Source organism: Pseudomonas sp. BNK-15 (assembly GCF_047456105.1).
Classification (GTDB): Bacteria; Pseudomonadota; Gammaproteobacteria; order Pseudomonadales; family Pseudomonadaceae; genus Aquipseudomonas; species Aquipseudomonas putida_E.
On record NZ_CP179898.1, the window covers coordinates 1,581,156 to 1,593,643 of the forward strand.

The following is a 12,488-nucleotide window of genomic DNA, read 5'->3' on the forward strand; positions in this document are numbered from 1 at the left end:
TGCCCTCAATAGAGGGCATCCTTATCAGAGTCAAGCCGCACTAAACGTCTTATGCGGATCAATCACAAACTTCTTCGGCACCCCGGCATCGAACTCGCCATACCCTTCTGGCGCCTGATCCAGGCTGATCACCTGCACGCCTACGACCTCGGCGATATTGATGCGATCCCACATGATCGCCTGCATCAATTGGCGGTTGTATTTCATGGTCGGGGTCTGGCCGGTGTGGAAGCTGTGCGACTTCGCCCAGCCCAGGCCAAAGCGGATGCTCAGCGCGCCGATCTTGGCGGCAGCATCCACCGCGCCCGGGTCTTCGGTCACGTACAGGCCAGGAATACCGATGTTGCCGGCAACGCGGGTCACCTGCATCAGCGAGTTCAGCACGGTAGCCGGGGCCTCGTGCTTGGCGCCTTCATGACCATGGCCACGGGCTTCGAAGCCTACGGCATCGACGGCGCAATCCACTTCAGGCTCACCGAGGATATCGATGATCTGCTCGTGCAGCGGGGTGTCCTTGGACAGGTCGACCACTTCGAAGCCCTGGGACTTGGCGTGTGCCAGGCGCAATGGGTTGAGGTCGCCGACGATGACGCAGGCAGCGCCCAGCAGGCGGGCAGAGGCGGCGGCAGCCAGGCCGACCGGGCCAGCACCTGCGACGTAAACGGTGCTGCCTGGGCCTACGCCAGCAGTCACGGCACCGTGATAGCCGGTGGGCAGAATGTCGGACAGGCAGGTCAGGTCACGGATCTTCTCCATGGCCTTGTCGCGATCGGGCAGTTTCAGCAGGTTGAAGTCGGCATACGGTACCAGCACGTATTCAGCCTGGCCGCCGGTCCAGTCGCCCATGTCGACATAACCGTAGGCACCGCCGGCACGGGCCGGGTTGACGGTGAGGCAGACACCGGTGTGCATCTCTTTGCAGGAGCGGCAGCGGCCGCAGGCGACGTTGAACGGCACCGACACCAGGTCGCCGATTTTCAGGCGTTCGACGTCACGCCCCATCTCGACGATTTCACCGGTGATTTCGTGGCCCAGGACCAGGCCGACCTGGGCAGTGGTGCGGCCGCGGACCATGTGCTGGTCGGAGCCACAGATGTTGGTGGAGACCACCTTGAGGATGACGCCGTGCTCGATCTTCTTGCCGCGCGGGTCCTGCATCTTCGGGTAGTCGATCTTCTGCACCTCGACCTTGCCAGCGCCCAGGTACACCACTCCACGATTGCCAGACATGCTCTTACCTCGCTTGATTTGTATTTATGCAGCGTTGGTTGAAGCGCCGCCGTCCATGGGCGACATGTGTTGCTGGAATGCAGGGAATTGTGGGCTTGATGGAGCGCGAGGCACTGACTGAAAACGACAGGGGGATGCCTTTTTACGGCAGGCCAAAAGCGGGGGCCGCTTTGCGGCCCTTTCGCGACACAAGGCCGCTCCTACAGGCGCCTGTAGGAGCGGCCTTGTGTCGCGAAAGGGCTGCGCAGCAGCCCCAGAATTGTTCAGAGAACGACAGTACGGTTGGCGTTGAGAAACACCCGCCGCTCGATGTGATACCCGACCGCCCGCGCCAGGGTCAGGCATTCGATGTCACGCCCCTTGGCAATCAGGTCCTCAGGGTAATGGCTGTGATCCACCACCTCAACGCCCTGGGCGATGATCGGCCCTTCATCGAGGTCGTTGTTGATGTAGTGCGCCGTAGCGCCGACCATCTTCACACCCTTGTTGTACGCTTGGTGATACGGCTTGGCACCCTTGAACCCAGGCAGCAACGAGTGATGAATGTTGATCGCCCAGCCATCCAGGCGACGGCACAGCTCAGGCGACAGCACCTGCATGTACCGGGCAAGAATCACCAGCTCTGCACCACTTTCTTCGATCACCTGCAGCACCTTGCGCTCTTGCGCAGGCTTGTCCTTGGGGTCGAGGGCGAAGTGGTAATACGGGATCTTGTGCCAATGCGCCAATGGCTCGAGATCGGGGTGGTTGGACACCACCGCGACCACGTCCATGCCCAACTGCCCGATACGCTGGCGATAGAGCAAATCGTTCAGGCAGTGGTCAGCCTTGGACACCATGATCACCACCTTGGGGCGGTGATTGGGTGCGGTCAGCTCGAACGCCATGCCGAACGCATCACCGCGCTCGGCGAGGCCGGCACGGAAACCGACCTCGTCAAAATCGTCCGGCTGGCGGAACTCGACGCGAATGAAAAAGCGCCCCGACTGCCGGTCATCGAAGGAGTGGTGCTCGGTGACGTAGCAGCGCTGCTCGAAGAGGTAACGCGTCACCACGTCGACGGTGCCGAGCATGCTCGGGCAGTCGGCGGTGAGAATCCAGGTATCCGGTGCCCGACTCATGTTGCTCTCCTTAGGCTTCGATGCTCAGGCCGTATTCGGCAGAAGCGTCCTGCAGCCACAGCCACCAGTAATCGGCGAAGCTGCGGCGAATCACCAGCTCCCAGGTGTCCTCGGCCGTGCGGCGGATCACCAGCTGCGACTTGGCGAACACGGTACCCACCGCCTTGCCGACCGGGAAGTTGTTCGGGTGAACATCATAGCTGGTGGACTTCATCAGCACTTCGCGCACGTGCGGGCCGCGCAGCTCCAGCAGGCTTTGCCCGCCGCTGACGTTGACCACCTGGATGTGCTGGCCTTCAAGGGCCGCGCGCAGCTTTTGCTCGACGGCGAACTCCTGGCCGCCAGGGACGATCAGCAGCCACTCATCAGGGCCGAGCCACTGCAGCGACATGTCGCTGTTGGCGACCACGGTCAGGGCCACTGGCAGCTCCAGGCCAAGGGCCTTGTGCACGCCTGCGGCGAACTCCGGGTCGTGGCCGTTGCCACGAAGGGTCAGGTGGCCGAGGAATTTCTTTTCACGCAGGGTTACGCCTGCGTTCTTGCGGCCCTTGCCAACCAGGCTGGCCAGGTCGGCGTGGTGCAGCGGCGACTGAGCTTTGGCGTCGGCGCCGGGGTTTTGCTGGAAGACGTTGATAGCGCTCATTTCTTACCTGCCTTGAATTCTTGGTCGTCGATACGACGCAGCTTGCAGGGTGTGTTTGCCGGTTCCCACAGGGACCGCACCTACCTTCACAACTGCATCGATCCTGTGGGAGCCGGCTTGCCGGCGATTGGGCCAGCCGGCTCGTCACAGGGCCCGGAGTCAAACGTTCTGCCGCTCACCCTTCGGGTCGAAGAACACCGAAGACACGATTTCTGCCTCGATCACGCTGCCATCGGCTTGCGGCGAATAAACGCGCTCGCCCATGCGTTTCAGGCCGCCTTTGACCACACCCATGGCAAACGAATAACCCAGGGAGTTGGCCGCGTAGCTGGAGGTGACGTGGCCGACCATGTCCATCGGGATCGGCTGCTTGGGGTCGAACACCAACTGGGCGCCTTCGGGCAGCCACTTGGTCGGGTCCACAGGCTTGAGGCCCACCAGTTGCTTGCGGTTTTCCCGCACACAGTCCTCGCGGTTCATGCCACGCAGGCCGATCCACGAGAACGGTTTGTTGCGGCCCACGCACCAGCTCATGTTGAGGTCGTCCGGGGTCATCGAGCCGTCGGTGTCCTGGCCAACGATGATGAAGCCCTTCTCGGCACGCAGTACGTGCATGGTTTCGGTGCCGTACGGGGTCAGGTTGTACTTCTTGCCGGCTTCGATGACTTTTTCCAGCACGCCCATGGCGTAGTTGGCCTGCACGTTGACTTCGTACGACAGCTCACCGGTGAACGAAATACGGAACACACGGGCAGGTACGCCACCGACAGTGCCTTCCTTCCAGGTCATGAACGGGAAGGCGTCCTTGTCCAGGTCGATGTCGTCGGTCAGCTCGCTGAGCAGCTTGCGGCTGTTGGGGCCGGACAGGGTCAGCGTGGCCCAGTGGTCGGTAACCGAGGTGAAATACACCTTCATCTCTGGCCATTCGGTCTGGTGGTACAGCTCCAGCCACTGCAGCACGCGTGCGGCGCCGCCGGTAGTGGTGGTCATGTAGAAGTGGTTGTCGCCGACACAGGCGGTCACGCCGTCGTCGAAGACCATGCCGTCTTCTTTGCACATCAGGCCATAACGGGCCTTGCCCACATCGAGCTTGGTCCAGGCGTTGCTGTAGATGCGGTTGAGAAACTCGCGGGCATCCGGGCCCTGGATATCGATCTTGCCCAGGGTCGAGGCGTCGAGCAGGCCCACGCTGTCGCGCACGGCCTTGCACTCACGGGCCACGGCGGCGTGGATGTCTTCACCGGCCTTGGGGAAGTACCAAGGGCGCTTCCATTGTCCGACGTCTTCGAACTCGGCGCCGTTCTTCACGTGCCAGGCATGCAGGGCAGTGAAGCGCACGGGCTCGAACAGGTGGCCACAGTGACGGCCCGCTACCGCACCGAAAGTCACCGGCGTGTAGTTGGGGCGGAACATGGTGGTGCCCATTTCCGGAATGGTGATACCGATCGAACGGGCGGCGATGGCCAGGCCGTTGATGTTGCCCAGTTTGCCTTGGTCGGTACCGAAGCCCAGCGCGGTATAGCGCTTGACGTGCTCGACCGACTCGAAGCCTTCGCGGGTGGCCAGTTCGATACCGGCGGCGGTCACATCGTTCTGCTGGTCGACGAACTGCTTCGGCCCCTTGCTGCCCTTGTCGTGCGGCACCTGGAACAGCGCCACGGTGGCCTCTTCCTTGCGTGCAACGGTCTTTGGCAGCGTGCCGGTGGTAGCCTTGAAGCCGGCTTCGGTGGCGGCGCGCACGCCGCCTTCGAAACCATCGGCAATCACATCGCCCAGTGCATACACGCCGTTGATGCCACCCACGCACACGCGCTTCTGCGGCGCATCACCGGGCACGAAGCCAAGGATATCGTCACGCCATACCGGGCGACCGCCCAAGTGCGAGGCCAGGTGGACGATCGGGCTGTAGCCGCCGGAGGTTGCGATCAGGTCGCATTCTAGGGTTTCGCCTGGGCTGGTGACCTTGTGTGCCTGCACATCGATGGCCGCCACGCGGGCACCGGTGACATGCTTGCTGCCTTTGGCCTCGATCACAGCGCTGGAAGTGAGGATGCGGATGCCTTTGGCACGGGCTTCCTCAACCAGCGAACCACGGGGGTTGTGGCGGGCGTCGGCGATGGCGACGACCTGCAGGCCAGCGTCATGCCAGTCCAGCGCAGCGCGGTAGGCATGGTCGTTGTTGGTCGACAGCACCAGCTTGCGGCCCGGCGCCACGCCGTAGCGGCGCACATAAGTGGAGACAGCACCGGCCAGCATGTTGCCCGGCACGTCGTTGTTGCCGTACACCAGCGGGCGCTCGTGGGCGCCGGCGGCCAGTACAACGCGCTTGGCACGTACACGGTGCACACGGTGGCGAACCTGGCCGATCGGGGCGCGGTCACCGAGGTGGTCGGTAAGGCGCTCGTGAATGGTCAGGAAGTTGTGGTCGTGGTAACCGTTGACCGTGGCGCGTGGCAGCAGGGTCACTTCCGGCAGGCTTTCCAGCTCTTTGACCACGGCGTTGACCCAGTCAGCGGCCGGTTTGCCGTCGAGGGTCTCGCGGCTGTCGAGCAGGCTGCCGCCGAACTCTTCCTGTTCGTCGGCCAGGATCACCCGGGCACCGCTGCGCGCAGCGGCCAGGGCTGCGGCCAGGCCTGCAGGGCCGGCACCGACGATCAGCACGTCGCAGTGCTGGTTCATGTAGTCGTAGCTGTCCGGGTCGTTCTGCAGCGGCGCACGGCCAAGGCCTGCCGCCTTACGGATGTACTTCTCGTAAGTCATCCAGAACGATTTCGGGTACATGAAGGTTTTGTAGTAGAAGCCCGGCGGCATCATGCTGCCGCCGACCTTGCCGAGGATGCCCATGACGTCGTTGTTGACGTTCGGCCAGCCGTTGGTGCTGGTGGCGACAAGGCCTGCGTACAGCGCCTGCTGGGTGGCGCGCACGTTGGGGATCTGCGTGGCTTCGCTGGAGCCGATCTGCAAGATGGCGTTCGGCTCTTCGGTACCGGCGGCGATGATGCCGCGTGGGCGCGAGTACTTGAAGCTGCGGCCCACGATATCGACGCCGTTGGCCAGCAGCGCGGCGGCCAGGCTGTCACCGGCATACCCCTGGTAGGTCTTGCCGTTGAAGGTGAAGTTCAGGACCTTGCTGCGGTCGATACGGCCGCCGCTGGCGAGGCGATAGGTCTGGCTCATACTTTTTCCCCTTGGCCTTTGACGGTCGACGGTGCGCTGCTTTGCTTGCCGCCTGCGGTCACCTGCGGCTTCTCGCCGATCTTGTAGGTTTCCAGAATTTCGTAGGTCACGGTGTCGCGGGTGACGTTGAAGTACTGACGGCAGCCGGCAACGTGGTCCCACAGTTCATGGTGAATACCGCGCGGGTTGTCGCGGAAGAACATGTAGGTGCCCCACTCTTCGTCGGAGCAGGCGTTGGGGTCCAGCGGGCGGGCGATGTGCGCCTGGCCAGAGGCGTGGAACTCTTCTTCGGAGCGCAGCTCGCCGCAGTGGGGACAAAAAATATGCAACATGACGGTGTCTCCGGTTAGTGGGCGACGGCGGCGGCGCCGTGTTCGTCGATCAGTGCGCCGTTGTAGAAACGGTCCATGGAGAACGGCGCAGCCAGCGGGTGCATCTCGCCTTTGGCCAGGCTTGCGGCAAAGACGTTGCCCGAGCCCGGGGTCGCCTTGAAGCCGCCGGTGCCCCAGCCGCAGTTGAAGAACATGTTCTTGACCGGGGTCTTGGAAATGATCGGGCAGGCGTCCGGCGAGGTGTCGACGATGCCGCCCCACTGGCGGTTCATACGCACGCGCGAGAGGTTGGGGAACATCTCGACGATGGCCTGCAGGGTGTGCTCGATAACCGGGTACGAACCGCGCTGGCCGTAACCGACCCAACCGTCGATACCGGCGCCGATCACCAGGTCGCCCTTGTCGGACTGGCTGATGTAGCCGTGCACGGCGTTGGACATGATCACGCTGTCGATGATCGGCTTGATCGGCTCGGACACCAGTGCTTGCAGCGGGTGCGATTCCAGCGGCAGGCGGAAGCCGGCCAGCCTGGCCATGTGCCCGGAGTTACCGGCAGTGACCACGCCGACGCGCTTGGCGCCGATGAAACCTTTGTTGGTTTCCACACCGATCACTGCACCGTTTTCCTTACGGAAACCGATCACTTCGGTCTGCTGGATCAGGTCCACGCCCAGGGCGTCGGCGGCACGGGCGTAACCCCAGGCCACGGCGTCGTGACGGGCGACGCCACCACGGCGCTGAACGGTAGCGCCGAGGATCGGGTAACGGGTGTTCTTCGAGCAGTCCAGGTACGGGATCTCGGCCGCGACCTGGGCAGTGTTGAGCAGTTCGCCATCGACGCCGTTGAGGCGGTTGGCGCTGACGCGGCGCTCGGAGTCACGAATGTCCTGCAGGGTGTGGCACAGGTTGTAGACGCCGCGCTGGGAGAACATCACGTTGTAGTTGATGTCCTGGGACAGGCCCTCCCACAGCTTCATGGCGTGCTCGTACAGCTGCGCCGACTCGTCCCACAGGTAGTTGGAACGCACGATGGTGGTGTTACGGGCGGTGTTGCCGCCGCCCAGGTAACCTTTCTCGACCACCGCGACATTGGTGATGCCGTGTTCCTTGGCCAGGTAGTAGGCCGTGGCCAGGCCATGGCCGCCACCGCCGACGATGACCACGTCGTAGACCTTTTTAGGGGTCGGCGTGCGCCACATGCGCTGCCAGTTCTCGTGGTGGCTGAGGGAGTGTTTGAAGAGGCCGAAGCCCGAGTAGCGTTGCATGGTCGTTTACTCCACTCAGCGGTAAACAGGGAAGTCGGCGCACAGGGCCGCAACGTTCTTCGCCACATCGGCTTCGACGTCAGCGTCACCGAGGTTGTCGAGGATGTCGCAGATCCAGCCGGCCAGGGCCACACACTGGGCGACCTTGAAGCCGCGGGTGGTGACAGCCGGGGTGCCGATGCGCAGGCCGGAAGTGACGAACGGCGACTGCGGGTCGTTCGGCACGGCGTTCTTGTTGACGGTGATGTGCGCGCGGCCCAGGGCAGCGTCGGCATCTTTGCCGGTCAGGCCCTGGCGGATCAGGCTGACCAGGAACAGGTGGTTGTCGGTACCGCCGGAGACCACGTCGTAGCCGCGGTCGATGAACACCTGGGCCATGGCCTGGGCGTTGTCGATGACCTGCTTCTGGTAGCTCTTGAACTCAGGCTCCTGAGCTTCCTTGAAGCACACAGCCTTGGCGGCGATGACGTGCATCAGCGGGCCGCCCTGGGCGCCGGGGAATACTGCGGCGTTGAGCTTTTTCTCGATCTCTTCGTTCGACTTGGCCAGGATCAGGCCGCCACGTGGGCCGCGCAGGGTCTTGTGGGTGGTGGTGGTCACCACGTCGGCGAACGGGATCGGGTTCGGGTACAGGCCAGCGGCAACCAGGCCGGCAACGTGGGCCATGTCGACGAACAGCAGCGCACCGACCTTGTCGGCGATGGCGCGAAAACGCGGGAAGTCGAGGGTCTTGGAATAGGCCGAGAAGCCGGCAACGATCATCTTCGGCTTGTGCTCGACGGCCAGGCGCTCGACTTCGTCGTAGTCGATCAGGCCAGTGTCGGTGTTGATGCCGTACTGCACGGCGTTGTAGAGCTTGCCCGAGGACGACACTTTGGCGCCGTGGGTCAGGTGGCCGCCGTGGGCCAGGCTCATGCCCAGGATGGTGTCACCGGCCTGCAGCAGAGCCAGGTACACGGCGCTGTTGGCCGAAGAGCCGGAGTGTGGCTGAACGTTGGCGTAGTCGGCGCCGAACAGCTGCTTGGCGCGCTCGATGGCCAGCGCCTCGACCTTGTCTACGTGCTCGCAGCCACCGTAGTAGCGCTTGCCCGGGTAGCCTTCGGCGTACTTGTTGGTCAGGCCGCTGCCTTGGGCCTGCATGACGCGCTTGCTGGTGTAGTTCTCCGAGGCGATCAGCTCGATGTGATCTTCCTGGCGCTGTTCTTCGGCATTCATCGCCGCCAGCAGTGCGTCGTCGTAACCCTGGATCTGGTCTTGCTTGCTGAACATCGTGGTTCTCCCGGCAGCGATCGTTTCTTGTCTGTAAGGCACTGTGGCCCTTTATGGCGATGGTATGACTGGCCGGGGTGGGTCAGATGCCTGCGCACGCCTTGCAATGGCGCGTTTACGACATTCACCCGTCGGTTGCTCAAATCCCTGTAGGAGCGGCCTTGCGTCGCGAACGGGTCGCGCAGCGGCCCCAAGCTTCAGCAGCGCTTAAGCAATGGCTGGGGTCGCATCGCGACCCGTTCGCGACGCAAGGCCGCTCCTACATAGGCAACCGCTGAATCGATGGTTTAGAGTGCTGTTCTGCGTTGTTCACAGGACCGTGTCATGACAGATAAAAGCCAACAATTCGCCAGCGACAATTATTCCGGTATCTGCCCCGAAGCCTGGGCAGCGATGGAAAAGGCCAACATGGGCCACGACCGCGCCTACGGCGACGACCAGTGGACCGAGCGTGCCGCCCAGTACTTCCGCGAGCTGTTCGAAACCGACTGCGAAGTGTTTTTCGCCTTCAACGGCACCGCCGCCAATTCGCTGGCCCTGGCCTCGCTGTGCCAGAGCTACCACAGCGTGATCTGCTCCGAGACCGCCCACGTCGAGACCGACGAATGCGGCGCGCCGGAGTTTTTCTCCAACGGCTCCAAGCTGCTCACCGCGCCTAGCGTCAACGGCAAGCTGACGCCGCAATCGATCCGTGAAGTGGCGCTCAAGCGCCAGGACATCCACTACCCCAAGCCGCGTGTGGTGACCCTCACCCAGGCCACCGAAGTGGGCACCGTGTACCGCCCCGATGAGCTCAAGGCGATCAGCGCCACCTGCAAGGAGCTGGGCCTGAACCTGCACATGGACGGCGCGCGGTTCACCAATGCCTGCGCATTCCTAGGCTGCAGCCCGGCCGAGCTGACCTGGAAGGCGGGCGTGGATGTGCTGTGCTTTGGCGGCACCAAGAACGGCATGGCGGTGGGTGAAGCGATCCTGTTCTTCAACCGCGACCTGGCCGAAGACTTCGACTACCGCTGCAAGCAGGCCGGGCAACTGGCCTCGAAGATGCGCTTTTTGTCGGCGCCCTGGGTCGGGCTGCTGGAAGACGGCGCCTGGCTGCGCCATGGCAACCACGCCAACCATTGCGCGCAGTTGCTGGCGTCGTTGGTGAGTGACCTGCCGGGGGTGGAGCTGATGTTCCCGGTGGAGGCCAACGGGGTGTTCCTGCAGATGCCGGAGCCGGCGCTGGAAGCACTGCGTGGCAAGGGCTGGCGGTTCTACACCTTCATTGGCAGTGGCGGGGCGCGGTTCATGTGCTCATGGGATACCGAAGAGGCACGCGTGCGCGAGTTGGCGGCGGATATCCGCAACATCATCGGCGCCTGACAGCTTGCCGGGAGGGCTTTGCCCTCCTTTCGCGACGCAAGGCCGCTCCAATCGTCTGTAGGAGCGGCCTTGTGTCGCGAATGGGCCGCAAAGCGGCCCCAGCGATCTAAAGTTTGAACCCGCCCATCTGCCGCGCAAGATCATCGGCCAGCCCACGCAACGCCTGGCACTCCTCGCGACACCCCTGCACTTCCGCCGCCGTTTCCCTGGCCAGGTCAGAAATCCCCTGCACCGTCCGGTTGATCTCCTCGGTCACCGCCGACTGCTCTTCCGTCGCCGTGGCCACCTGATGGTTCATGTCGCTGATGTGCTCGACCTGGTCGGTAATCGCCCCCAACGAGGCGCCGGTTCGCTGGCTCGACTCCACGCCACTGCCCGTCGCCTGCTGCCCCGCCTGCATCGACGTTACCGCCGAACCCGCCCCGTGCTTGAGGCGCTGGATCATCTGCTGGACTTCATCCGTCGACACCTGGGTACGGCGTGCCAGCGTCCGCACCTCATCTGCCACCACGGCAAAGCCACGCCCCATCTCCCCTGCCCGCGCCGCCTCGATGGCAGCGTTGAGCGCCAGCAGGTTGGTCTGCTCGGAAATGCTGCGGATCACCGCCAAGACTTCATCGATAGAGGCGACTTCGTCGGCCAATTGCGCCACCGCATCCGCAGCCTTGCCGATGTCACCTGACATGCCCTCAATACCCTGGATCGACCGTCGCACCACTTCACGCGCCTGCAAGGCTTCGTCCCGCGCTGACTGCGAAGCCTGCGCAGCATCGCCGGCGTTGCGCGCAATGTCCTGCACGGTCAGCCCCATTTCGTGCACGGCGGTGGCAACCATTTCGGTCATTTCCTGCTGCCGCCCGGAACGTTCGGCCGTGTTGTCCACTACCTGAGTCACCTGTTCGACCGCCCGATGCAAGCGCTCGGTGGTGCGCAGCACCTCGCCGATCAGCCCGCGCTGGCTGTCGAGAAAACGGTTGAAGCCGCGTGCCAGATCGCCCAGTTCGTCCTGCCGCGAATCGTCCAGGCGATGGCTGAGGTCACCGGCACCGCTGCCAATCTGCACCAATGCGGCGGTCACACGGCGAATAGGCCGCACCAGCCCCCGCGCCAGCAGCACCACCAGCAACAACGAGAGCAGCGCCACACCCCCACCGATCAACGTGGTAAGCCACAGCGCCTGACGCATCTGCGCATAGATCTCTGCCTCCGGCACCTCGGCAACCAAGGTCCAGTTCAGGTCGCGCAAGGGCAAGCCCAAGGCCAGATAGTCTTCGCCATCACGCTGGAAACGGCTGGTGCGCAAACCCGGCTCACCACTGATCACCGCCTTGGCGGCCTTTTCATCAAGCTGCTGCGCGAGCTGTCGCTTGCCGCTGAAGGCATTGTCCGGATGCACCTGGATCAAGCCATCGTTGCGTACCAGAAACACCTTGCCGTGCTCGCCAAAGCTGAAGTCGTGGATCAGTTTCGACAGCTCGGTCATGCGCAGGCCCATGCCGGCCACACCGACCAGCTTGCCGTCCTTTTCCACGCGGTAGTCGATGAACAGCGCCAGCTCGCCTGTGGCACCATCGATGTCGATATTGATCAGGCGCTCGGCGCCGCTGTCGATGTAGCCGTAAAACCACTTGTCTTTGGGGTTGTCGCGGCTGAGGGTGCGGTCCAGGCCATTCTCGTTGTAGTAGTGGCCGGTCTCGGTCGAGGCGAAGAGTGTGGTGAAGGCTTGGTTGCGCTGCTTGGCGGCCTGCAGGTATTCGACAAAGCGCGGCAGTTCGCCAGCGTCTTCACCATCTGCCAGCCAATCACGCAGCAGCGTGTTGCCGGCAATGTCGGCTGCGGCCACCAGCGGCTGGCCAAGCATTCGCTCGATATCGTTGCGGATGGCTTCGATGCTGGCCGGCAGCGCCGTGTCCACCAGGTAGCGATCGGTGAGGCGGTTGAGCGCCACGGTGAAAATGATCACGACCACCAGGATGCTCGCCAGCAGGGCCGCGCCCATGCTCGCGATCAACTGCCACTGGATACTTCGACGCCAGATACCCATGCCCCTTCCTCCCCAGGAATTTTTGTTTGGGGGAAAGTGTAT

General features: G+C 63.4%; 9 protein-coding genes and 1 pseudogene. 1 reads left to right on the forward strand and 9 read right to left on the reverse strand.

The window, feature by feature from the left end; all coding sequences use genetic code 11:
- Window positions 1-30: 30 nt before the first annotated feature.
- The 7 genes from fdhA to ACMGF5_RS07235 all read right to left on the reverse strand — a co-directional run bounded on the left by fdhA (window position 31) and on the right by ACMGF5_RS07235 (window position 9,037).
- Entirely contained in the window at window positions 31-1,230 is a 1,200-nt protein-coding gene (gene fdhA, locus ACMGF5_RS07205) for a formaldehyde dehydrogenase, glutathione-independent (RefSeq protein ID WP_008095899.1), read from the reverse strand.
- A gap of 263 nt (window positions 1,231-1,493) precedes the next feature.
- Window positions 1,494-2,351: a formyltetrahydrofolate deformylase gene (purU, locus tag ACMGF5_RS07210; protein ID WP_414157675.1), complete on the reverse strand. Its 858-nt coding sequence runs from the start codon at window positions 2,349-2,351 to the stop codon at window positions 1,494-1,496.
- A 10-nt stretch (window positions 2,352-2,361) separates the two neighbouring features.
- A complete protein-coding gene (locus ACMGF5_RS07215; protein WP_046787515.1) occupies window positions 2,362-2,994 on the reverse strand; it encodes a sarcosine oxidase subunit gamma in 633 nt (210 codons plus the stop codon).
- Window positions 2,995-3,153: 159 nt separating this feature from the next.
- Complete coding sequence (locus ACMGF5_RS07220) at window positions 3,154-6,171, reverse strand: sarcosine oxidase subunit alpha (RefSeq protein ID WP_119687904.1); 3,018 nt, start codon at window positions 6,169-6,171, stop codon at window positions 3,154-3,156.
- Window positions 6,168-6,503 carry a sarcosine oxidase subunit delta gene (locus ACMGF5_RS07225; protein ID WP_012316641.1) on the reverse strand — a complete coding sequence of 112 codons (336 nt, stop codon included), beginning with the start codon at window positions 6,501-6,503 and terminating at the stop codon, window positions 6,168-6,170. Before ACMGF5_RS07225 ends, ACMGF5_RS07220 begins: the two co-directional genes overlap by 4 nt.
- Before the next feature lie 14 nt (window positions 6,504-6,517).
- Complete coding sequence (locus tag ACMGF5_RS07230) at window positions 6,518-7,768, reverse strand: sarcosine oxidase subunit beta family protein (protein WP_012316642.1); 1,251 nt, start codon at window positions 7,766-7,768, stop codon at window positions 6,518-6,520.
- Window positions 7,769-7,783: 15 nt separating this feature from the next.
- On the reverse strand, window positions 7,784-9,037 hold the full coding sequence (locus ACMGF5_RS07235; protein ID WP_046787512.1) for a serine hydroxymethyltransferase: 1,254 nt from the start codon (window positions 9,035-9,037) through the stop codon (window positions 7,784-7,786).
- 324 nt (window positions 9,038-9,361) lie between these two features.
- On the opposite strand from ACMGF5_RS07235, the gene ACMGF5_RS07240 reads away from it, so the two are divergent.
- Complete coding sequence (locus ACMGF5_RS07240) at window positions 9,362-10,402, forward strand: low specificity L-threonine aldolase (protein ID WP_046787511.1); 1,041 nt, start codon at window positions 9,362-9,364, stop codon at window positions 10,400-10,402.
- A gap of 106 nt (window positions 10,403-10,508) precedes the next feature.
- Here the strand turns inward: ACMGF5_RS07240 and ACMGF5_RS07245 are convergent, their stop codons facing one another.
- Window positions 10,509-11,246 carry a methyl-accepting chemotaxis protein gene (locus ACMGF5_RS07245; RefSeq protein ID WP_410003546.1) on the reverse strand — a complete coding sequence of 246 codons (738 nt, stop codon included), beginning with the start codon at window positions 11,244-11,246 and terminating at the stop codon, window positions 10,509-10,511.
- Between the two features lie 126 nt (window positions 11,247-11,372).
- Window positions 11,373-12,446: pseudogene (locus ACMGF5_RS07250) on the reverse strand (cache domain-containing protein); the annotation flags it as partial.
- Window positions 12,447-12,488: the final 42 nt, after the last annotated feature.

What these genes read in the sequence shown, in the direction of transcription:
- fdhA (WP_008095899.1), bottom strand. Translation starts at nt 1,230, where the DNA reads ATGTCTGGCAATCGTGGAGTGGTGTACCTGGGCGCTGGCAAGGTCGAG.
- purU (WP_414157675.1), bottom strand. Translation starts at nt 2,351, where the DNA reads ATGAGTCGGGCACCGGATACCTGGATTCTCACCGCCGACTGCCCGAGC.
- ACMGF5_RS07215 (WP_046787515.1), bottom strand. Translation starts at nt 2,994, where the DNA reads ATGAGCGCTATCAACGTCTTCCAGCAAAACCCCGGCGCCGACGCCAAA.
- ACMGF5_RS07220 (WP_119687904.1), bottom strand. Translation starts at nt 6,171, where the DNA reads ATGAGCCAGACCTATCGCCTCGCCAGCGGCGGCCGTATCGACCGCAGC.
- ACMGF5_RS07225 (WP_012316641.1), bottom strand. Translation starts at nt 6,503, where the DNA reads ATGTTGCATATTTTTTGTCCCCACTGCGGCGAGCTGCGCTCCGAAGAA.
- ACMGF5_RS07230 (WP_012316642.1), bottom strand. Translation starts at nt 7,768, where the DNA reads ATGCAACGCTACTCGGGCTTCGGCCTCTTCAAACACTCCCTCAGCCAC.
- ACMGF5_RS07235 (WP_046787512.1), bottom strand. Translation starts at nt 9,037, where the DNA reads ATGTTCAGCAAGCAAGACCAGATCCAGGGTTACGACGACGCACTGCTG.
- ACMGF5_RS07240 (WP_046787511.1), top strand. Translation starts at nt 9,362, where the DNA reads ATGACAGATAAAAGCCAACAATTCGCCAGCGACAATTATTCCGGTATC.
- ACMGF5_RS07245 (WP_410003546.1), bottom strand. Translation starts at nt 11,246, where the DNA reads ATGACCGAAATGGTTGCCACCGCCGTGCACGAAATGGGGCTGACCGTG.